Below are 21134 nucleotides of genomic sequence, written 5' to 3' on the forward strand. Positions count from 1 at the left end.
ATCTATCACTCCTAATGATTTATTATTTTTGCTGATAACATTTCTATTACCGCTTCTGTTCTTATTCTTAGCTGTTCTATATCTTCATAATTATAGTCTGTTTCAATTCTAAATACAGGAATACCCTCTTCCTTGAATTTTTCTTCAACATCCTCTAATTCAAAGTCGTAGCACAAGTGACCTTTTAATATATGGTAGAGTACTCCTTTAATATTTTGTTCTCTAGCAATTTTTTTAAGAGATCTAATTCTATGTTCACTTGGAATGAAATATGGAGAATAATCATATAAATAATGCTTTAATGCTATATAATTTAGTAAATCTTTTGAAGAATTTTCATAGTGAATAATTTCATCAACGTAAAACTTACTCGCTTCTATTTCAACATCAGCTATCTCTGCCCCTAATTCCTCTAACAGTAGAGGTATTTTCATATTTGGAAAATAAATAGGAGAACCAATAACGAATATTCGCGGCTTTATTTTACTATTCACATCTTCTTTTACTGTATTTTTTAATTCTTCATTCAATATTTGCATTTCATAAGTCCATTTCCTAAGATCATTATTGAAATAATATGTATTCATTATGAAAAGCATTAAGCTTGCAGAAATAATTTGAGGATTCTCTCTTCTTATCTCCATCAACTGCTTTATCTGAAGCTTTGCTAAGTTAACTAGCTTAACTGCTTGTATTAAATTTTTATGATTCATTTTTTTTCTCGTTTTCTTTTCTAGTAAAGACTTTATCTTATCAATCTGATATATCCACTTAAGCTTTGACCCTTCAGTCCATTTAATAGGTGGTATTTCAACAGGGTACACTTCCATATCCTTAGAAAGCATACCCACCATTTTTCTTTCACTATCATAGGCTACTGGTGCGATAATTGCTTTGCAATCAAGAATATCAGGAACTAAACCTGACTTAATCATTCCTACTGTTGATCTTACTACTGGGTCTGTATCCCTTGGCACATATTCATCAGCAGCAAGTCCAGCTTCAAAGCTTCCACCTAATATCCATACTGGTTGTGCCCCTAGAGCATAAATCATTTCTTCAGGAATGCATTTACCAATCAATCCTATTTTCGGAATTTTATTATCTTCATTTTTTTTAAGAAACCAATTTTCAGCTAATGTAAAAAAGTATTCACTATTTTTAGGACATGTCTGATCTTGCCTTAGTTTTTTTAACGTATTAATTATATTGTTTTTATAACTATCTAAAATTCTTTCATCAACTTTTTTATTCATCTATATCATCCCTTTATTATGAATTGTATAAAAATCCATTTTTAATCTATCAAACAGCTTTGAATATATATTTATTATAGTTTTTTTTAATTAGAGCACTCTTATAGGAAAATTAGAATTTGATTAAAAACAATTAAATTTCTATAATATATAAAAATCTAGTTTATTACCCCATCTTACCTTTGCTATATATTTTATTGGTACTTATCAATACTCATTTTTCAATTATTATCTTATATTTCAAACATATATTAGAATCTATAAGTATCAGATATAATCTCCATTTTAGAATTAATCATTGAGTATAAAAAAAATCATTTTAACAATAATATTAGTAAAAGTTACTATCCAAAAGGAGTTGTTTATATGCCCTTTATATTAAAACCGATTTTCCTTTATATTACTGCAGTAGTTTTGATTAGAATAACTGGTAGAAGATCAATTGCGCAAATGACCATTTCTCAAACAATTTTAATGATATCTTTGGGTAACATAATAGTTGAACCTTTTGCAGACAAAGATATTAATAAAACTATAACTGTAGCTGTAATCTTTACTATTTTATTGATGCTATTTGAAATTGCAGAATATTATTCTAAGAGCTTTGAAAATCTTTTAGTTGGAAAAGAAAAAATTATCGTAGATAATGGCATAATTAATCAAAAGAATATGAAAAAACTAAAACTTACTAATGATGAGCTATATTCTAGATTAAGACAAAAAGGAATTAATAAACTTGAAGATGTAAAAAAAGCTACATTAGAGTCTAATGGAGAGTTAGGACATGAATTAATAAAAGCTTCTCAACCTATTACAGTTGGAGATATGGAGTTTATATTAAATAAATTTCTTAATAAACAAAACAATTCTTCAGAATATATAAATTTAGTTGATGAGTTGAAAAAAAAGAACACACAATAAGATTTTTTAATCTTAATTATGTGTCCTTATAATTAATTTTATTTATATTTAATAATTGTATTACCTAAAACAATAACTATTATTATAATAATTCTTCTTCTTTCCTTTACTTTTTCTTGTTTCAATTAACTCTTTTATTTTATCAATATACTCTTTATCTTGTGCAATTCTTATTAAACTTGTTAAATAATAAAAGTTTGTACTCTTTGGTATCTTTTTATTTACTACTAAGTCAATAGCCATCTTTGCGGAGTTAAAATTTTTCAAATGAGTATGTCCATCACTAAAATCTTTTTTCGAATTATAAACAACATATCCTTTTTTTATAGGAAATATAATAAACTCTCTCTTTTCATAAACTTTACTGAACAAACCACTCATTCCTTTCAATTTTATTTTATTCAAAGCTAAAAATTCTAAAACTACACCTATTAAGGTTAAAAATAAGAACTTAATAGCATTTGAGTTAACTTCCCAAAAGGGCACATGTAACTAAAAATTTAGTTGGAATAAAAACTCCTCAATTAAGTTTCTGTTTATACTAACATGAGCTTATATATTAACTTTTTAGATTGAAGGATGATACAGTTATTATTTATTAAGTTATATATTTAAAATATTTTTTACCTACTTTTATTTTACAACATTTAATCACTCTTATTGTAAATTTTTTATTAAATTTATGATTTTACAGATATTACATAAATAGATCTATACATTAAAACTTCTATACAGTTATTTCAAACTGCTTTTGGCGACTTTTTTATTTCTTGTGACCATAGAGGTATAAGTTTAAGTGCTGCTTTCCCAAAAATAGGATCAAACATAACGCTTAGATTTTTTTCTATCTCGCTTATACAAAACTCCCATCCCATCGGCTCTTTATATGCTCTTTTACTGGTTATTGCATCTATAGCATCACATATAGCTATTATTCTAGATCCCATTGGAATTTCTTTTTCCTTTATTCCCATAGGATAGCCTCTTCCATCCCATCTCTCATGGTGATGAAGTACTATTTTTGAAATTTCTTTTAACTCTTTTGAGTTTCCCAAAATATCACATCCTATAGTAGGGTGTAGTTTTATTTTTTCCCATTCAGCATCAGTTAATTTTCCTGTTTTGTTCAATATTCCATCAGGTATTCCTATTTTCCCAATATCATGAAGGTGTGCAGCTATGTGAATAGTTTCTCTTTTTCTACCTCTAATCCCCAACTCTTTACACATATCCTCAGCCATCTTAGCTACCCTATCTGAATGACCTTTTGTGTATACATCTTTTGCTTCTAAAGCTTTTATAAGACTTTCTATTATATCATGATAAAATTTTTTTCTTTTAAAGCTTTTTATATATTCTCTAAACATAAATTTACCCTTCCTTGAACATATGATCGAAATTCATTATCAATTATACCATATTTATATTTTATTTTCCTTTAATTTCTTATAAAAATTCGTCTAGTCGCTATGAACTGACTTATGTCGCCAGCGATCCCTACTGGCTCCGTTACTCAAACATAGTTTCAAGTATACTTAACTTCATCAATGTTATATGTACCCAAACTTTTACAATAGCTTGGTATATAAAAATCTTGTATATTATCATTCGTGTTTTAATTGACAATTAAATAATTTTTGTTTATCATTGTTATTGATATCGATTCTCAATTTTAAAGGAGGTTTTTACTTTGGTGACTTTTAAAGAAGATCAACATTTAAGAATTAAGATCTTTAATGAAATATATATGGGACTTAAAATAATGTCTTTATTTTTTGTATTAATGTTAATATTATTTGTTCCATTAGATGAGCATTTTAAGTCTAAGCTTATATCTTTTTCATTTTTTTATTTCTCTTATATATCATTGACTTTCCTATTGTTTTTTAAGGGAATCGAAAAATTCAATACTGTTATTTCAATTTTTGATGCTATTTTCACAGCATTTTTTATCCATATATCTAATGATAATTTTCATTCTTTTTTAGCTATATCTTATATATACATAATGTTTCAAATCCTAGTTGATAAAAAAGGTTATGTATTTTTTTATCCTTTTTTATTTACTATTTTAGATTTTATATTAATCTATTTCTATTCTGAGAGTTCTATAACTATAGATTCTTTTTTCCATATATTTTTTATGTATATTTTTGCATATATTTTTTCTTCTATAGTAAAACAACAATTAGAACTGGAAGAAAAGATACACTTTTTATTTACTAAGGTCGAGGATAAAAATAAAGAACTAAGAAATATGGTAGATATGGATTATCTCACTAATCTTTTAAATCATAAGAGCTTTTATTCTTCTTTTGACGAACTTTTAGATCATTACAAAAACTCAAAAAGAGAATTTTCACTTGCTCTTATGGATATAGATAATTTTAAAAAAGTTAATGATACATATGGTCATCTTGCTGGTGATATTATTTTAAAAGAAAGTGCTACTATAATATCTAATATATCTGGAAACAATCATATGGCTTTTAGATATGGCGGAGAAGAGTTTGCACTTCTTTTAAAAGATACAGGTGTTAGCTCTTCTTATATGATTTGTGAAGAAATTAGAAATACTATTGAAAATCATGTATTTGTAGTAAATGGAGATTGTATTAGAATAACATTAAGCATAGGCCTTATGTCTAGCTGTAATGGATTTGATATTTCTAACCCTAGAGAGTTTATATCTAATACTGATATCCTTTTGTACAAAGCCAAGAATTCTGGCAAAAATGTGGTAATGCTAAAAGAATTAGATAGATTTATATGTAATTAAATAAACACTTCAAGTGATTGCAATTACTTGAAGTGTTTTTATTATTTTGTCAAAATTTATATTTTATTTCTGACCTTTAATGGTAAAATATATCCTCTTTTGAAATATGCATACCCACTTAATAAAATTAACAAACAAAGTATAATTACTTCTGTAAATCCACAAATAAAAACATGTATACCTATATTTACATTATTGAAATGCTCAAAATATCCCATAAAACTTCCAGATATTGAAACAAAATAATCCCATAAAAGATGTGCAATAAAAGAATACACCAATTTTTTTGTCATTACATATATAATTCCTAAAAAAATAGACATAGTTAGAGATGCAAAAAATCTAGCTATACTAGTGAAATGATAAAGTCCAAATATTATTGATGATAATATAATGAAGATTTTTACATCCTCTTTTTCCTTAACAAAAACTTTATATAAAGTGTATCTGAAAAAAATCTCCTCAGCAGCTACTGCAATGGCAACCCAAATTATAAAAATTAAAACATCAACAGGATTATTCATATAAGAATCACCAGCATTATTTATTTTTTCGATAAAATAACCAATTGATTTTGTTACATCTGGATTAATCATAAAATCAATTTGATATATCAATACACTAGTAAATGCAGCAACTAAAGAACAAAATAGTGTAATCAATAAATTATCCATACAGTTATATTTACTCAATTTAATTTCTTCAAATAATCCACTATAGTGAATATTGAAAAATATTTTTCCTACTAATATAAAGGATATTAACACTGTAGTTGCGGCAATGAATTTCCCTAAGGATGGCATCCCCAAAAAAATCTGGATTACATCTGTAAGTAACAATATTAAAAAACATATAAACGATAAACCAATCGATATAAATACATATTCACTTCTATTTATAATCTTTTTTATAAAATTATCTATTTTCATTTTCCACCTCATCACATTATTATTTTTATACTGTGATAATATCATATCTATGTTATGTACTAAAAAGTAGATTGAAATCCTTTTATATCCAATATTTTACATCTCAACTTGAATTATACTCTAGAATGGTGGTTTTTAAAAGTACTTTGAAATAATAAAAAATTATCAAAACTAATCCTTTTTCTAATTGATTTTAGTTTATATTTGTCAGTAAGGGAAAGCTTAGTTTGAACGCATCTAAAATAAATATGAGAATAAAAAAACATGTAATTATATACAATATTGTATATAATTACATGTTCTAATTTATATATTATTCAACTGTAACAGACTTAGCTAAGTTTCTTGGCTTATCTACATCGCAACCTCTCTTAGTTGCAACATGATAAGAAAGTATTTGAAGTGGAACAACAGTTAATATACTAGATAATACATCATCAACCTCTGGTATATATATAACTCTATCTGCTGCCTTCTCTACCTCTTTATTACCTTCCTTCGCAAGAGCTATTACATAAGCCCCTCTCGCCTTAACTTCTTTCATATTAGAAACCATCTTCTCAAATAAAACATCTTGAGTAGCTATAGATATAACTGGAGTACCTTCCTCTATTAAAGCTATCGGTCCATGCTTTAACTCTCCTGCCGGGAAAGCTTCTGCATGAATGTAAGATATCTCTTTTAATTTAAGAGCTCCCTCCATAGCAAGACAATAATCAAGACCTCTTCCTAAATAGAAAGCATCCTTTGAATCTTTTATTTCTTCAGCTATCTTCTCTATATCATCAGAATTATCGATTATTTCCTGTACCTTATCTGATGTCTCACCTAACTTAGATATCATTGTTTTGTATTGTTCCTTAGTTATAGTTCCTTTTTTGATTGCAAAATCAAGTGCTATCATATATAAAGAAACAAGTTGAGTTGTATAAGCTTTAGTAGATGCAACAGCAATCTCTGGTCCTGCCCAAGTATAGAATACATCATCAGCTTCTCTTGATACAGATGATCCTACAACATTTGTTATAGCAAGTATTCTAGCTCCCTTAGACTTAGCTTCTTTAAGAGCAGCTAATGTATCTGCTGTTTCACCTGATTGACTTACAACTATTAATAAAGTGTTCTCATCAACAAATGCATCTCTATATCTAAACTCAGAAGCTATATCAGTTTCTACAGGTATTTTAGCAAATTTTTCTATAGCATGCTTTCCTACAAGTCCAGCGTAGTAAGCTGTTCCACAAGCAACTATATATACCTTATTTATATTATCAAGCTCAGCCTTAGTAAGCTTTATATCATCTAATTTTATATCACCATTTTCATCAAGTCTTCTATTTAAAGTCTCTTTGATTCCATTTGGTTGTTCATTTATCTCTTTTATCATAAAGTGATCGAATCCACCTTTTGATGCAGCCTCTATATCCCACTTTACGTTATATATTTCTCTTTTTACTTCTTCTCTATCTTGATTAAATATTTTAACACTATCTTTAGTTAAGTGTACGACTTCTCCATTTTCTAAGAAATATACATTTCTTGTATACTTAAGAAGTGCAGGTATATCAGATGCTATGAAGTTTTCACCTTCTCCTATACCTATAACTAGTGGACTCTCATTTCTAACTGCTACTAATTCATCTGGATTATCCTTAGATATTACACCTAAAGCGTATGCCCCTCTTAACTTAGCCATAGCCTTATAAACTGCATCTAATAAATCCCCTTCATAGTAGTAGTCTACTAAGTGAGCTACAACCTCAGTATCTGTTTCTGACTTAAATACTTTTCCTTCAGATATTAACCACTCTTTTAACTGCATATAGTTTTCTATTATTCCATTATGAACTACAGCTATAGTTGAATCCATATTTAAATGAGGATGTGAATTAACATCTGATGGTGCTCCATGAGTTGCCCATCTTGTATGACCTATACCTATATTAGATGATAAAGGGTTTGCCTTTAAGTCATCTGCTAAAACAGAAAGTCTTCCCTTGAATTTTCTAACTGATAAACTATCTCCTGAATTTACAGCACAACCTGCTGAGTCATAACCTCTGTACTCAAGCTTAGAAAGTCCTTCTATTAATACCTCTGTTGCTTGCCTATTTCCAATATAACCTACGATTCCACACATAATAAATAAACCTCCTTAAAATTTTTAAAAATTTAATATATTTAAGGAGAAAGGTCGTTTTGCTCAAGCCTTTTTTGTACATATAATTACTCATATGTTTTGTTAAACTCTAACGATGGCAAAATCACCGCAGGGCACCCGCCGATAATCGATACTCCCTGACCTCGTCAACTAAATAAAATTTAGTCCTAGCGCTTTTTTATAGAGTTTTTCTTATATCTTGCTAAAAATACAGAAGGCTAATAATACTAAGTTCATAAGCCTTCTTGTATTCTCAACATCAAACTCTATATTACATAAATATTTAATTTATGATAATTTTGATTCTATAAGATTAGCAAGTTCACTAGCTAAACTGTGTAACTGACCTTCCTCTTTACCCTCAAGCATTACTCTAACTAATGGTTCAGTACCAGATGGTCTTATTAATACTCTACCTTCTCCATCTAGCATTTCTTCTATTTTATTAATTTCTTCTATAATTTGTTCATCTTTTAGATACATATCTTTATTTTTATTTTTTACTTTAGCATTTATTAAGACTTGAGGATACTTAGTCATTATACCACAAATGTCTGATAATGTCTTTTCTTCACTAACCAAGACATTTGATAAAAATAGTGAGCTAAGTATTCCATCTCCAGTAGTTATATAATCTAAAAATATCATGTGACCTGATTGCTCTCCTCCTAGATTATAGCCTTCTTTTATCATCTCTTCTAACACATATCTATCTCCTACTTTAGTAGATATTGTATTTATATTATTTTCCTTTGAAGCTATGTGTAATCCTATATTACTCATAACTGTAACTACAAGAGTATCGTTTTTAAGCTTACCTTGTTCTTTTAAAAACTTAGCACATATAGCAAGTATATAATCTCCATCAACTGTATTTCCTTTTTCATCAACAGCTATTAATCTATCTGCATCTCCATCATATGCAAGACCTATATTTGCATTATTTTTAACAACTTCTTCTTGAAGAGATTTAGGCTGTGTTGATCCACAATCTAAGTTTATGTTGCATCCATTAGGATTATTATTGATAGTTATAACCTCTGCTCCAAGCTCTTTGAATACTATAGGTGCTGCTTCATATGCTGCTCCATTAGCACAATCAAGTACTACTTTTAAATTATTAAAGTCTACATCAATGATTGTCTTTAAATAATCTATATAATCCCTTATAGCATCTTTTTTATCTATTTTAGTACCTACGTTTTCTCCAGTAGGATTATACTCTATTTTATTCATGTCTTCTATTAATTGTTCTATTTCTATTTCTATACTGTCATCTAGCTTATATCCTTTTTCATTAAAAAACTTTATTCCATTATATTCAACTGGGTTGTGAGATGCTGATATTACAACACCACAATCAGCATTATAAAGCTTTGTTAAATATGCAACAGCTGGAGTTGGAACCACTCCCACACATACGACATTTGCACCAACAGACATCATACCAGCTATTAAAGATGATTCTAGCATATCTCCTGATATTCTAGTATCTTTTCCTATTACAACTTTTATATTTTCTTTTCCTTTGGCAAGAACATATGCACCTGCTCTTCCTAATTTATATGCAAGATCATTTGTAAGTTCAGTATTAGCTACTCCTCTTACACCGTCTGTTCCGAAATATTTTCTCATCAAAAGCCTCCCCATAACTTTTTAAATCATTTATAATATATTCAAAATTCGTCTAGTCGCTACGCACTGACTCATGTCGCCAACGATCCCTACGGGCTCCGTTGCTCAAAAATAGTTGCAAATGTAGCCCTTTCATCAATGTTATCCACAACTTAAGAATAATATTGCTTCCTTATATAAAAAAATAAGGGTATAAATACCCTTATTATATTATCATATCATATATTGAATTTTCAATAATAATGTTTTATTTAGATAATGCTTTCCTTAAATCCTCTTCCTTTTACCTCTTGTGTTTCATTTATAGTTATAAAAGCATCTTTATCATATTTTTCAACTATTTCTTTAAGTCTAGGTATTTCAACTGGATTTATTATAGTATATATAACTTTTGTGCTATTCTTTGAATAAGCTCCTTCTCCATTTAAAAAAGTTACTCCTCTTCCCATATCCTTCATTATCTCTTTTGATATTTCTTCAGACTTATCAGATATAACCATAGCTGATTTTTTTACATCTAGCATCATTTGTATCTTATCCACAACTTGATATCCTATATACATATTTATAAGAGTATACATAGCCTTTTGTATTCCAAATACAGCTCCTCCTGTGCACACAATTACTAGATTGGCTCCCATAAGAGCTGTTCCTAAATTTATATTCCATTTTTTCTTAACAAGAGCTGCTATTATATCTGTACCACCTTGTGATCCTTTGTTTCTAAATGTTATTGCCATTCCTATTCCATTTAATAATCCACCAAATACACAAGAAAGTATTAAATCATCCACAGCAATGTGTGAACTTATATCATGAGTTATACCTATAAAGAATGAATATATCAACATATTCACAAGACTATACACAATAAAGTCTCTATCTAGCTTTTTATATGCCATTAAAAATAGTGGTATGTTGACAAGTAAAACAATTAAACCTATATTTAAGTTGAATATATAGTTAAGTATTATAGCTATTCCTCCTACGCCTCCACTTAAAAGGTGATTTGGTGCTAAAAAACCGTTAATCGCTACTGCACAAAATAGACTTCCTAATGATAAATTTAATATCCTAATCGAGGGATACATAATTTCATCTCCTTAAGTTTTATATAATTTCATTTAGATTATACACCCTCATTTTTCATTATACAATCTATTTTATCTTATATGCATGATTTTTTTCTTTCACTTCATATTTTGCAACTTTAGATTCATTTAAATATTCAACCATATTTTTTACGTTTTCTTTGTTGTTGAAATAACTTAACTTAGGGCATTTTGTAAAATTAAGGATAAAGCGTTCTTCTTTTATGAAAATTGAAGGATATTTTTAAGTAAAATCATAATATATTTTTTAAAAATTCCTCTACTCGCTAATACGGTGACTCATGGTTCCAACAAGTCTCGCGACTCTGTTGCTTAAAAATAGAGTTACAAGTGTAGCTTTTTTAGTTTCCTTAAACAAAAAAAAGATTGCTAATAAAATTAGCAATCTTTCTTTATATAAACTACTTAATAGCAGCTGCTCCTTTTTCAAGAGCTGATTTATTAAGTGGTACAAATTTCTCTTTGCTTGGTCCGAAAACTTTCTTGAATGCTTCAAGAACAGAATCAACCTCAACAACTTTATTAATTTTAAGGTAAGCTCCAAGCATAACCATGTTAGCAACTTTTGCATTACCTAATTCTAAAGCTAATTCATTAGCTGGTACATAGTAAACATCTACATCTGTTCTCTCTACCTTTTGATCTATTAAAGAGCTGTTTACAAGTATCTTTCCACCTGGAACAACATCTTGCTCAAATTTAACAAGAGATGGTAAGTTCATAACTATAGCAGTAGTTGCATCATCAGTTATGATAGGAGATCCTACTGGAGTAGATGATACTGTAACTGCACAGTTAGCTGTACCTCCACGCATTTCTGGTCCATAAGATGGAAGCCAAGAAACCTCTTTATTTTCAAGCATTCCTGCATAAGTCATTAACATACCCATAGACATAACACCTTGTCCACCGAATCCTGCACATATTATTCTTTCTGTTGACATATTATTTCGCCTCCTCTGGGTTTCTTAAGTTACCTAATTGGTAGTAAGGTATCATATTTTCTTCTAACCACTTAAGAGAATCTACTGGATGTAATCCCCAGTTAGTTGGACAAGTTGATAGTACTTCTACTATACCAAATCCTTTTCCTTCTAATTGAACTTCAAAAGCTCTCTTTATAGCTTTCTTAGCTTTTCTTACATTTGCTGGGTTATTAACTGATACTCTTTCTACGAATACTGCTCCGTCTAAAGTAGCTAACATCTCAGACATTCTGATTGGCATACCAGCATGATCTACATCTCTTCCTAATGGAGCAGTTGTAGCTTTTTGTCCTGGTAAAGTTGTTGGAGCCATTTGTCCACCAGTCATACCATATATAGCATTGTTTACGAATATAGTAGTTATCTTCTCTCCTCTTGCAGCTGCATGAACTATTTCAGCAGCACCAATTGAGCAAAGATCTCCATCTCCTTGGTATGTGAAAACTACTTTATCAGGTTGAACTCTTTTAATTCCTGTTGCAACTGCAGGTGCTCTACCATGAGAAGCTTCGTGCATATCACAATTGAAGTAATCATATGCAAGTACTGAACAACCAACTGGTGCAACACCTATAGATTTTCCTAATACTCCTAATTCATCTAAAACTTCTGCTGTTAATCTGTGGATTATACCATGAGTACATCCAGGACAGTAGTGAGTTTGCTTATCTGTTAAACCTTCAGTTTTTTTGAATACAACTGCCATTATTTAGCACCTCCTATTACTTCCATAGCTTTGTCCATAATTTCACCTGGAGTAGGGATCATTCCACCTGTTCTTCCGAAGAAGTCAACTGGTAATCTTCCTTCATTAGCTATCTTAACATCATCTATCATTTGACCTGTACTCATCTCAACTACTAATAAGTTCTTAGCAGCAGGGATTTCGTTGAAAGCTTTGTGTGGGAAAGGCCATAAAGTTATAGGTCTTATAAGTCCTGCTTTTATTCCTTGCTCTCTTAAAGCTTCTACAGTGTTCTTAACTATTCTTGAAGTTGTTCCGTAAGCTACAAATACAAGCTCAGCATCTTCAGTCTTGTACATTTCGTACTTAACTTCGTTTTCTTCTATTTCTTTGTACTTTCTGTCTAGCTTGAAGCAGTGATCTTCAAGAGCTTGAGGATCTAGGAATAAAGAGTTTATTATGTTAGGTTTTCTCTCTCCATTAGTTCCTGTTGTAGCCCAATCCTTCTTAGGTAAGTCTCTCTTTTTAGGAGCTTTGAATTCTACTGGCTCCATCATTTGTCCTATCATACCATCAGCAACTACCATAACTGGTGTTCTGTAGTAATCAGCAACTTCGAAAGCTTCCATTACCATATCAACAGCTTCTTGAACTGTAGCTGGTGCGTAAACTGGAGTTCTGTAGTCTCCGTTTCCTCCTCCTCTTGTTGACATGAAGTAGTCAGCTTGTGAAGGTTGGATTCCACCAAGACCTGGGCCTCCTCTCATCATGTTTACTATAACTGCTGGAAGCTCAGCTCCTGCTATGTATGTAATTCCCTCTTGCTTTAAAGCGATTCCTGGTGAAGAAGAAGATGTCATTACTCTAGCTCCACATCCTGCTCCTCCGTATATCATGTTTATAGCAGATACTTCTGATTCTGCTTGAACAAATACTCCATCATTATTAGGTAATTCTTTTGCCATATACTCTGGTATCTCATTTTGAGGTGTTATTGGGTATCCGAAGAAATATTTACATCCAGCTTCTATAGCTGCTTTACCTACAGCTTCGTTACCTTTCATTAAAACCTTAGCCATATGCGTTCCCTCCTTAAATTATATATTAATTAGTCTCTCTCTACGCTTATTACTGCATCTGGACACATAAGCGCACAACTTGCACAACCTACACATTTATCCATTTCTTTTACTGTTGCAGGATGGTATCCTTTTTTATTTATCTTTTCTTTGTCCATAACAACTATTTTAACTGGACAAACTGTTGTACAAAGTTCACACCCTTTGCATCTATCTTGGTCAAAATGCACTCTACCTTTAGCCATTTCAAACCCTCCTTAATATATTTTTTAATTTAAAACAATATATTATAAGTCTTTATAAAGAGAGCTCTAAGAGCTCTCTTTAAGACTAATAAACTACATCCAAGATTCTCTCATATACATCTTTATTGGGAATATTTCTCCCTCAATGTCTTTTGGTAAATCTTTTACTAAATCTTCAACACAAACTACGTATTTTATAGGTATATTAGTTTCTTTAGAAACTGCTTTAACAAGCTCTTGACCTTTTAATACATCATCTATAGTAGTTTCTCTAACTAAGTGAGTGTTATTTATAAGTCCTGTAACTTTACACTTAGAAGCTTCTTCTATTTTTCTTATATGATCTATAACTTTTTCAAGTGTACATGATTCTTCTCTATTAGCATTTACAACACAGAACATGTCGTACTCTTTACCTTCGATAATATGAGCGAATCTACCTACAACCTTTGCTCCTATAAAGTCTCCACCTACATCAATTACATAGTTGTAAGTTTCATCTTGAATAGGTGACATAACCTCTGCTGATACAGCTGGCACATCTACGGCAGTTGCTCTTGCAGAAGAGTCTATAGGTCTTATCTTATTTTCAATTAACATATCTCTTTTTTCTCTTGTTCTAAAGTATACATTAACAATATCAAGATCTGCGATTGCTATATTACCTTCTACTTCTTGTCTTAACTTCATTACATAATTCATAGAGAATTCAGTTTTACCACTACCATAATGTCCTATTATGATTCTTATTCTCTTATCATCTTTTATCATGTGATCACCTACTTAGTAAGTTTTAGCTTCCTCTTCACCTTTAAGAACTCTAAGTCCTCCTTGAGCTAGAGCTGTCATTTCATCTTCACCAGCATATACTTTAATATCTGCTATGAAAGAAACTCTCTCTTTTATCCACTCTACTATCATCTTTGAGTAAGCTATACCACCAGTTAATACGATAGCATCAACCTTACCCTTAAGTACAGCAGAACATGCTCCTATTTCTTTTGCTACTTGATATGCCATTGCTTTGTATATCAACTCAGCTTTTTCATTTCCTTCTTCTATCATGGCTTCAACTTCTCTAGCATCATTAGTTCCTAAGTATGCTACTATTCCACCATTTCCTTTTATCTTTTTCTTTATATCATCTAATGTGTATTTTCCTGAGAAACACATTTTAGCTAAATCTCCAACTGGAAGTCCACCTGTTCTTTCTGGAGAGAATGGTCCTTCTCCGTCAAGTGCATTTGCAACATCTATAACTCTACCATTTTCGTGAGCTCCAACAGATACTCCTCCACCAAGGTGAGCTACTATTACATTTATTTCTTCATACTTCTTACCAATTTCATCAGCTACTCTTCTAGCTGTAGCTTTTTGATTTAAAGCATGGAATATACTTTTTCTCTCAAGTTCTGGCATACCAGATACTCTAGCAACCTCTTGAAGTTCATCAACAACAACAGGGTCTACTATAAACGATGGAATCTCTACTTTATCAGCTATTTCTTTTGCTATTATTCCACCTAAATTTGATGCATGCTCTCCTAGAACTCCAACTTTTAAATCTTCTATCATACTTTCAGAAACTGAATAAGTTCCTCCAGCTATTGGCTTTAAAAGTCCTCCTCTTCCAACTATTGCATCTAAATCTTCTATTTTAACTCCATTTTCACTTACTGCTTCTTCTATTACGCTTTTTCTAAAGTCAAGTTGATCTGATATCTTCTCATATTGACCTATTTCTTCAGCAGAATGTCTTAATGTTTTTTCGAATACTAATTCTTGATCACTAAATACAGCAATCTTAGTAGATGTTGAACCTGGGTTTATAGCAAGAATTTTAAAGTTTTTACTCATAGAAATTATTCTCTCCTTAGTAATTGTATTTTTTTTATATCAATTATCCTATTTTAGCAGCTGTTAAAACAGCAAGTGCTATTGAATTTAATTTAGTTTCTTCATTGTCCGCTCTTGAAGTTAATATTATTGGAGCCTTAGCACCAACTATAACTCCTGCATTTTTAGACTCTCCAAAGAATACCATAGATTTATAAAGTATGTTACCAGCTTCGATGTCTGGAGCTAATAATATATCAGCATTTCCAGCTACAGGATGATCTATTCCTTTGTGTTTAGCAGCTTCTACAGATACTGCATTATCAAGAGCAAAAGGTCCTCCAACTATACATCCAGTAAGTTCTCCTCTTTTGTTCATCTCTTCTAATTCTTTAGCATCTACTGTATCTGGCATTTTAGGATTAACTTTTTCTTTTGCACAAAGAGCAGCTACTTTAGGCTCCTTTATATCTAGTGCATGAGCTATTTGGCAAGCGTTTTCTATTATTTGCTTCTTAGTATTTAAATCCGGAGCTAAGTTCATAGCTGCATCTGTTACGAAGAATAATCTATCATACGCTTTTAGATCAAATACTGCAACATGACTTAAAACACTTCCTGTTCTAAGACCTATTTCTTTATCTAAAACAGCTTTTAATATTATTGAAGTGTCTACTAATCCCTTCATAACCATATGAGCTTTTCCACTTGAAACTAGTTCTACAGCTTTTCTAGAAGCTTGAGTTAAGTCTGCTTCTTCTATTAACTCATAATTGTTTAAGTCTATATTAATTTCTGCTGCTATCTTCTTAGTTTTTTCTATATCTCCGACAAGTATAGCATCAGCTATTCCTTCTTTTCTAGCCATCTCAACAGCCATTAAAACTTCTTTATCTTGAGAACAAGCTACCGATATAGTTTTAGGTCCTCTCTCTTTAGCAAGTTTAATTACTTCTTGAAAATCTCTCATTAAAATGCCACCTCTTCTTCGTATATTTTAGCTTTTTCTTCACCATTTATAACTCTTAATGCCCCTTCATTTAAAGCCATCATTTCATCTTCACCAGGCTCAACTATTACAGGTGCAATAAAATCTATCATATTTTTTATATAATCTATTAAATATTCAGAGTACGCAAGTCCTCCGGTAATTACTATTGTTTTTACATCTCCGTTTAATACTGTTGCCATAGATCCTATTTCTTTTGCTATTTGATATCCCATAGCTTCGAATATAAGTTTTGCTTTTTCGTCACCTTCATTTATCCTTTTTGTAACTTCTCTAGCATCATTTGTGTTAAGGTATCCTACAAGTCCACCTTTGCCTTTAAGCTTAGCTTTAATCTCCTTGTAAGTATATTTTCCTGAAAAACACAATTTAGCTAAATCTCCGATTGGAAGTCCACCCGTTCTTTCTGGAGAGAATGGTCCCATCTCATTTGCGTTATTATAATCTACTGATTTTCCTTTTCTTAAAGGAGCAACACTTATTCCTCCTCCAAGATGAGCTACTATCATGTTTGTATCTTCAAAATTTTGACCAAGTTTTGTTGAAACTCTTCTTCCAACAGCTTTTATATTTAGGGCGTGTCCTAAAGATCTTCTTTTTATTTCAGGAATTCCAGATATTCTAGCAATATCCTCAAATTCATCTACTGCAACTGGATCAACTATAAAGCTTGGTATATTTTGTTCATCAGCTATTGATTTTGATATTATTCCACCTAAATTTGATGCATGTTCTCCTTGAACACCTAATTTTAAATCATCTATCATTTTAGGTGTAACTTTGTATGTACCACCTGGCATAGGTCTTAACAAACCACCTCTACCAACTACTGCTATAAGATCTTCACATGTATAACCTTCTTTTTTTAACCAGTCTATTATAATTTCTTTTCTCATTTCAAACTGATCTGCTATCTTATCATATTTTTCTATTTCTTTTGTCGAATGAGTTAGATTTTTTTGGATAACGTTTTCATTTTCTTTGAATAAAGCCACTTTTGTCGAAGTTGAACCTGGATTAATAACAAGAACATAATTCTTTGACACAGTATCACCCCATAAGAAATTTTTCTCTACGTATATTATGATATATTGAAATAAAAAAAAATGCAATAAGAATTGCAATATGATTTAGCAATTTTTTTACATTTTTTTTTAATAACTATTCACCTATTACAACGTATTCAGGGTCAATATGCACACTCTCGACTTCCTTAAGTACATTGTATTTTATTCTAAATTTTGAAGGTTCAACTTGCTCATCCTGCATATTGACAAATATTTGTACATCTTTTTCACTCACATCTCGCCCGTTTCCTTCTAAATATGTAACTTTCACATTTATGTCCTCAGGTAAATTGTTTTTTGAAATGTCTAAATTGTGTATGTTGTCTTTGTACTCAATTCTTTTTGATGATATTGTTAAATTTTTGCTTACTAATTTAGCCACTTTAAAACTTACATTTACACTTTTAATATCACTCTCTATATCTTGTGGAATATTTATATTTAAATTTATATTTTTGTTTTCTGTCAAATCAGATATGTCTATTTCCTGTGTATATATGTCCTTTATAGCATCAATTTGCTCTATTTTTCCAGTTATATTTACAGTTTTTGAATTTAATTCATATCCTAACAGCTTATATCCTTCCCCAATTTCTCCTTTTAAATTTAAAATCAAAGGTATTTTTTTACTTTTAGTAAATCCTATATCAACATATGTGTACTGATCCTTTATATTTACACCCTCTACTGTCTTTCCATTTTTATCTACAGGTATAATTTGAGCCTTTGAATTGAAATTTTTGCTCTTATTTTTCAAATCTACTTTGCATATTAGCTTATCTACATTTTCAACAAGACTTTTTGGCCCTTCTACAAATGTACTTTTAGGAGAATAATTTATTTGATCCACTTTTAAATCTTTATTTGATGTATTTGTAGTTTTAATTGCTATTTCTTTTTTAGTATATATACTTTCTTCAACATTTAAACTTATATTACTAGGCATAATAGTATAAGTTATATTACTAGGGACATCTAAATCTAGTTCTAATTTATTTACACCTATTTTTGGAGACTTCAAATTTGTATTAATCTCTAAATCATTTTTTCGAATTTCTTTTAGTAAAGATCTTCTGCCTCTTAGTATTACTTTTGCATTCAATTCTGGTTCTGGATATAATACCATATCATTTTCTTGTAATATATCTACATTATTAATTTTTATTGGTATTTGATCATAATCTTTTAGTATTATAGGATCTACCTCTGCCATTACATATATCCACATAAAAAAGGCAAAAAATGTAGATATTGTCTTTATTTTTAAATTCCTTTTAAAAATATCTATCATTTGAAAAATACACCTCTTTTAAAAATCCTTTTATTTTCTCCTTGTTTTTTAAAGTTTTGATTTAATATATTTTTTATGTATTCTTTTGATATGGATTTGTATAGTTTCCCATTTTCTGCTATTGATATCATTCCCGTTTCTTCAGATACTATTATAGATATACAGTCTGATCTTTCACTTATTCCTATACCAGCTCTATGTCTAGTTCCCAATTCTTTATTTACATATTTGCTATCTGTAAGAGGTAGAAAGCAACCTGCTGCTCTTACTCTATTATTTTTTATTACCAAAGCTCCATCATGAAGTGGAGTATTTGGAATAAATATATTTATTAAAATTTGTCTCGTTATTTTAGCATTTATAATGGTTCCAGTTTGGATTATATCATTGATTCCAGTTTCTCTTTCTATTATTATTAAGGCACCTATTTTTTGTCTAGATAAAGAATATATGGCTTCTATTAACTCTTCTATTATTTCATCTATATTTTCTTCATCAAATTCACCTATAGGCTTTGATATAAACTTCGTTCTACCAATATATTCAAGTGCCCTTCTGAGTTCAGGCTGAAATACTATAAGTATAGCTATTACTCCTATAGATATGGTATTTGCTAGTACCCAGTGTACAACATGTAATTGCAAAAGTTCACTTAATTTAGTAGCTACTAAAAGTACAAATATACCTTTTATTAATTGTTCTGCACTAGTTTCTTTTATTAACATATACAGTTTATAAAATACATAAGCAACTATACTTATATCTATTATATCTAAAATAGTTATATTCATTATGATATCTTTTATATCCCACAATTTAGTAACCTCCTATAATATTTGTTATTATATATTATTTTACGGATTAATTATTTCATACATTGAGAAATAATTCAATAAGCAAAGCAGATATATTTTATAAAATTCGTCTACTCGCTAACGCGGTGACTCATGTCGCCAACAAGTCTAACGACTCTGTTGCTTAAAAATAGTTGCAAGTGCAGATTTTTTAATCAATATTATCCACAGAACTAAAATTTTATAATAACATATATATAAAAAAAACTTAACCATATCATGATTAAGCTTTTTTCAATGGCGTACCTGCAGGGATTCGAACCCCGGACACGTGGCTTAGAAGGCCACTGCTCTATCCAACTGAGCTACAGGTACATATTAAATTGGTGCGGGTGGAGGGACTTGAACCCCCACGCTAAAAGCGCTAGATCCTAAGTCTAGTGCGTCTGCCAATTCCGCCACACCCGCAATGTGTGGAGCTAGTGATAGGAATCGAACCTACAACCTGCTGATTACAAGTCAGCTGCTCTACCGTTGAGCCACACTAGCATATTTAGTTTGTCACATAATAAAAACCCATAGATTTTATATCAATGAGCTTATTCTTTAAATTATTTGGCGACCTGGAAGGGACTCGAACCCTCGACCTCCAGCGTGACAGGCTGGCATTCTAACCAACTGAACTACCAGGCCAAATAATTGGTGGGCTCAACAGGGCTCGAACCTGTGACCCCCTGCTTGTAAGGCAGGTGCTCTCCCAGCTGAGCTATGAGCCCAATTACTAATGGTGACCCCTAGGGGAATCGAACCCCTGTTACCGCCGTGAAAGGGCGGTGTCTTAACCGCTTGACCAAGGGGCCATGCTTTGGTTGCGGGAGCAGGACTCGAACCTACGACCTTCGGGTTATGAGCCCGACGAGCTGCCAACTGCTCCATCCCGCGTTATTGTGGTGCCGAGGACCGGAATCGAACCGGTACGATCTGTAAGGACCGCAGGATTTTAAGTCCTGTGCGTCTGCCAGTTCCGCCACCTCGGCACATCTTTGGCTCCAAGGGTGGGGCTCGAACCCACAGCCTATCGGTTAACAGCCGATTGCTCCACCATTGAGCTACCTTGGAACATACGTGGCTACGTCTTACTCTCCCAGGGGGCTGCCCCCAAGTACCATCAGCGCTAAAGAGCTTAACTTCTGTGTTCGGAATGGGAACAGGTGTATCCTCTTTGCTATAATAACCACATATTTGGAGCGGGTGAAGGGAGTCGAACCCTCGCAGCTGGCTTGGAAGGCCAGAACTCTACCACTGAGTTACACCCGCATATTAAGTATTGTATTAATACTTTCAAAATT

Annotated in this window: 19 protein-coding genes, 10 tRNA genes and 1 rRNA gene; 2 read left to right on the forward strand and 28 right to left on the reverse strand. The window is 31.1% G+C overall.

Going from position 1 to position 21134, the window contains the following annotated elements:
- Positions 1 to 11: 11 nt before the first annotated feature.
- The gene (locus P4S50_RS17140) at positions 12 to 1256 is read right to left on the reverse strand and encodes a 2-hydroxyacyl-CoA dehydratase subunit D (RefSeq protein WP_277732057.1); all 1245 of its coding nucleotides are present in this window, start codon (positions 1254 to 1256) and stop codon (positions 12 to 14) included.
- 366 nt (positions 1257 to 1622) lie between these two features.
- On the opposite strand from P4S50_RS17140, the gene P4S50_RS17145 reads away from it, so the two are divergent.
- Positions 1623 to 2177 (forward strand): DUF421 domain-containing protein, encoded by a 555-nt coding sequence (locus P4S50_RS17145; protein ID WP_277732058.1) that lies wholly within the window; start codon positions 1623 to 1625, stop codon positions 2175 to 2177.
- A 60-nt stretch (positions 2178 to 2237) separates the two neighbouring features.
- Here P4S50_RS17145 and P4S50_RS17150 read toward each other — a convergent pair whose 3' ends face one another.
- Positions 2238 to 2582: a hypothetical protein gene (locus tag P4S50_RS17150; protein ID WP_277732059.1), complete on the reverse strand. Its 345-nt coding sequence runs from the start codon at positions 2580 to 2582 to the stop codon at positions 2238 to 2240.
- Between the two features lie 335 nt (positions 2583 to 2917).
- Positions 2918 to 3544 (reverse strand): HD-GYP domain-containing protein, encoded by a 627-nt coding sequence (locus tag P4S50_RS17155; RefSeq protein ID WP_277732060.1) that lies wholly within the window; start codon positions 3542 to 3544, stop codon positions 2918 to 2920.
- Between the two features lie 326 nt (positions 3545 to 3870).
- Here P4S50_RS17155 and P4S50_RS17160 point away from each other — a divergent pair, with 326 nt between their 5' ends.
- Positions 3871 to 4956 (forward strand): GGDEF domain-containing protein, encoded by a 1086-nt coding sequence (locus P4S50_RS17160; RefSeq protein WP_277734766.1) that lies wholly within the window; start codon positions 3871 to 3873, stop codon positions 4954 to 4956.
- A 56-nt stretch (positions 4957 to 5012) separates the two neighbouring features.
- Here the strand turns inward: P4S50_RS17160 and P4S50_RS17165 are convergent, their stop codons facing one another.
- From P4S50_RS17165 to P4S50_RS17285, 25 genes are all read right to left on the reverse strand, one after another.
- The gene (locus P4S50_RS17165) at positions 5013 to 5885 is read right to left on the reverse strand and encodes a CPBP family intramembrane glutamic endopeptidase (RefSeq protein WP_277732061.1); all 873 of its coding nucleotides are present in this window, start codon (positions 5883 to 5885) and stop codon (positions 5013 to 5015) included.
- A gap of 313 nt (positions 5886 to 6198) precedes the next feature.
- Complete coding sequence (glmS, locus tag P4S50_RS17170) at positions 6199 to 8025, reverse strand: glutamine--fructose-6-phosphate transaminase (isomerizing) (RefSeq protein ID WP_277732062.1); 1827 nt, start codon at positions 8023 to 8025, stop codon at positions 6199 to 6201.
- Positions 8026 to 8334: 309 nt separating this feature from the next.
- Positions 8335 to 9681: a phosphoglucosamine mutase gene (gene glmM / locus P4S50_RS17175; protein WP_277732063.1), complete on the reverse strand. Its 1347-nt coding sequence runs from the start codon at positions 9679 to 9681 to the stop codon at positions 8335 to 8337.
- A gap of 251 nt (positions 9682 to 9932) precedes the next feature.
- Positions 9933 to 10772, reverse strand: a complete 840-nt coding sequence (locus P4S50_RS17180) for a YitT family protein (protein WP_277732064.1) — start codon at positions 10770 to 10772, stop codon at positions 9933 to 9935.
- A 422-nt stretch (positions 10773 to 11194) separates the two neighbouring features.
- Positions 11195 to 11737: a 2-oxoacid:acceptor oxidoreductase family protein gene (locus tag P4S50_RS17185; protein WP_277732065.1), complete on the reverse strand. Its 543-nt coding sequence runs from the start codon at positions 11735 to 11737 to the stop codon at positions 11195 to 11197.
- Between the two features lies 1 nt (position 11738).
- On the reverse strand, positions 11739 to 12485 hold the full coding sequence (locus tag P4S50_RS17190) for a thiamine pyrophosphate-dependent enzyme (protein ID WP_277732066.1): 747 nt from the start codon (positions 12483 to 12485) through the stop codon (positions 11739 to 11741).
- Positions 12485 to 13543, reverse strand: a complete 1059-nt coding sequence (locus P4S50_RS17195; protein ID WP_277732067.1) for a 3-methyl-2-oxobutanoate dehydrogenase subunit VorB — start codon at positions 13541 to 13543, stop codon at positions 12485 to 12487. The genes P4S50_RS17190 and P4S50_RS17195 overlap by 1 nt, the downstream gene beginning before the upstream one ends.
- A gap of 29 nt (positions 13544 to 13572) precedes the next feature.
- Positions 13573 to 13788, reverse strand: a complete 216-nt coding sequence (locus tag P4S50_RS17200) for a 4Fe-4S dicluster domain-containing protein (RefSeq protein ID WP_277732068.1) — start codon at positions 13786 to 13788, stop codon at positions 13573 to 13575.
- Between the two features lie 93 nt (positions 13789 to 13881).
- A complete protein-coding gene (locus P4S50_RS17205; RefSeq protein ID WP_277732069.1) occupies positions 13882 to 14559 on the reverse strand; it encodes an ATP-binding protein in 678 nt (225 codons plus the stop codon).
- A gap of 12 nt (positions 14560 to 14571) precedes the next feature.
- Positions 14572 to 15645: a butyrate kinase gene (gene buk, locus P4S50_RS17210; RefSeq protein ID WP_277732070.1), complete on the reverse strand. Its 1074-nt coding sequence runs from the start codon at positions 15643 to 15645 to the stop codon at positions 14572 to 14574.
- Between the two features lie 43 nt (positions 15646 to 15688).
- Positions 15689 to 16594 (reverse strand): phosphate butyryltransferase, encoded by a 906-nt coding sequence (gene ptb / locus P4S50_RS17215; RefSeq protein WP_277732071.1) that lies wholly within the window; start codon positions 16592 to 16594, stop codon positions 15689 to 15691.
- A complete protein-coding gene (gene buk, locus P4S50_RS17220) occupies positions 16594 to 17679 on the reverse strand; it encodes a butyrate kinase (protein WP_277732072.1) in 1086 nt (361 codons plus the stop codon). The genes ptb and buk (P4S50_RS17220) overlap by 1 nt, the downstream gene beginning before the upstream one ends.
- A gap of 115 nt (positions 17680 to 17794) precedes the next feature.
- Positions 17795 to 18991: a CdaR family protein gene (locus P4S50_RS17225; RefSeq protein WP_277732073.1), complete on the reverse strand. Its 1197-nt coding sequence runs from the start codon at positions 18989 to 18991 to the stop codon at positions 17795 to 17797.
- Positions 18988 to 19806, reverse strand: a complete 819-nt coding sequence (gene cdaA / locus P4S50_RS17230) for a diadenylate cyclase CdaA (protein ID WP_331489647.1) — start codon at positions 19804 to 19806, stop codon at positions 18988 to 18990. The genes P4S50_RS17225 and cdaA overlap by 4 nt, the downstream gene beginning before the upstream one ends.
- A 277-nt stretch (positions 19807 to 20083) precedes the next feature.
- Positions 20084 to 20160 (reverse strand) — tRNA-Arg (locus tag P4S50_RS17235).
- Positions 20161 to 20169: 9 nt separating this feature from the next.
- A tRNA-Leu gene (locus P4S50_RS17240) sits at positions 20170 to 20253 on the reverse strand.
- A gap of 6 nt (positions 20254 to 20259) precedes the next feature.
- Positions 20260 to 20334: transfer RNA gene (locus P4S50_RS17245), tRNA-Thr, on the reverse strand.
- Between the two features lie 67 nt (positions 20335 to 20401).
- Positions 20402 to 20478: transfer RNA gene (locus P4S50_RS17250), tRNA-Asp, on the reverse strand.
- Between the two features lie 7 nt (positions 20479 to 20485).
- A tRNA-Val gene (locus P4S50_RS17255) sits at positions 20486 to 20561 on the reverse strand.
- A 9-nt stretch (positions 20562 to 20570) separates the two neighbouring features.
- Positions 20571 to 20645: transfer RNA gene (locus tag P4S50_RS17260), tRNA-Glu, on the reverse strand.
- 6 nt (positions 20646 to 20651) lie between these two features.
- Positions 20652 to 20727, reverse strand: a tRNA-Met gene (locus P4S50_RS17265).
- A gap of 6 nt (positions 20728 to 20733) precedes the next feature.
- Positions 20734 to 20822, reverse strand: a tRNA-Leu gene (locus P4S50_RS17270).
- A 7-nt stretch (positions 20823 to 20829) separates the two neighbouring features.
- Positions 20830 to 20904 (reverse strand) — tRNA-Asn (locus P4S50_RS17275).
- A gap of 4 nt (positions 20905 to 20908) precedes the next feature.
- Positions 20909 to 21024, reverse strand: a 5S ribosomal RNA gene (gene rrf, locus P4S50_RS17280).
- A 4-nt stretch (positions 21025 to 21028) separates the two neighbouring features.
- A tRNA-Gly gene (locus tag P4S50_RS17285) sits at positions 21029 to 21102 on the reverse strand.
- Positions 21103 to 21134: the final 32 nt, after the last annotated feature.

It is taken from the genome of Tepidibacter hydrothermalis, from assembly GCF_029542625.1.
GTDB classification, from domain to species: Bacteria; Bacillota; Clostridia; order Peptostreptococcales; family Peptostreptococcaceae; genus Tepidibacter_A; species Tepidibacter_A hydrothermalis.

Bases quoted from the DNA above. Each gene is read 5' to 3' on its own strand.
- P4S50_RS17225 (WP_277732073.1), bottom strand. From the start codon at position 18,991: ATGATAGATATTTTTAAAAGGAATTTAAAAATAAAGACAATATCTACA.
- P4S50_RS17140 (WP_277732057.1), bottom strand. From the start codon at position 1,256: ATGAATAAAAAAGTTGATGAAAGAATTTTAGATAGTTATAAAAACAAT.
- P4S50_RS17165 (WP_277732061.1), bottom strand. From the start codon at position 5,885: ATGAAAATAGATAATTTTATAAAAAAGATTATAAATAGAAGTGAATAT.
- P4S50_RS17200 (WP_277732068.1), bottom strand. From the start codon at position 13,788: ATGGCTAAAGGTAGAGTGCATTTTGACCAAGATAGATGCAAAGGGTGT.
- P4S50_RS17145 (WP_277732058.1), top strand. From the start codon at position 1,623: ATGCCCTTTATATTAAAACCGATTTTCCTTTATATTACTGCAGTAGTT.
- P4S50_RS17205 (WP_277732069.1), bottom strand. From the start codon at position 14,559: ATGATAAAAGATGATAAGAGAATAAGAATCATAATAGGACATTATGGT.
- glmS (WP_277732062.1), bottom strand. From the start codon at position 8,025: ATGTGTGGAATCGTAGGTTATATTGGAAATAGGCAAGCAACAGAGGTA.
- glmM (WP_277732063.1), bottom strand. From the start codon at position 9,681: ATGAGAAAATATTTCGGAACAGACGGTGTAAGAGGAGTAGCTAATACT.
- ptb (WP_277732071.1), bottom strand. From the start codon at position 16,594: ATGAGAGATTTTCAAGAAGTAATTAAACTTGCTAAAGAGAGAGGACCT.
- P4S50_RS17180 (WP_277732064.1), bottom strand. From the start codon at position 10,772: ATGTATCCCTCGATTAGGATATTAAATTTATCATTAGGAAGTCTATTT.
- P4S50_RS17185 (WP_277732065.1), bottom strand. From the start codon at position 11,737: ATGTCAACAGAAAGAATAATATGTGCAGGATTCGGTGGACAAGGTGTT.
- P4S50_RS17155 (WP_277732060.1), bottom strand. From the start codon at position 3,544: ATGTTTAGAGAATATATAAAAAGCTTTAAAAGAAAAAAATTTTATCAT.
- buk (WP_277732070.1), bottom strand. From the start codon at position 15,645: ATGAGTAAAAACTTTAAAATTCTTGCTATAAACCCAGGTTCAACATCT.
- P4S50_RS17195 (WP_277732067.1), bottom strand. From the start codon at position 13,543: ATGGCTAAGGTTTTAATGAAAGGTAACGAAGCTGTAGGTAAAGCAGCT.
- P4S50_RS17190 (WP_277732066.1), bottom strand. From the start codon at position 12,485: ATGGCAGTTGTATTCAAAAAAACTGAAGGTTTAACAGATAAGCAAACT.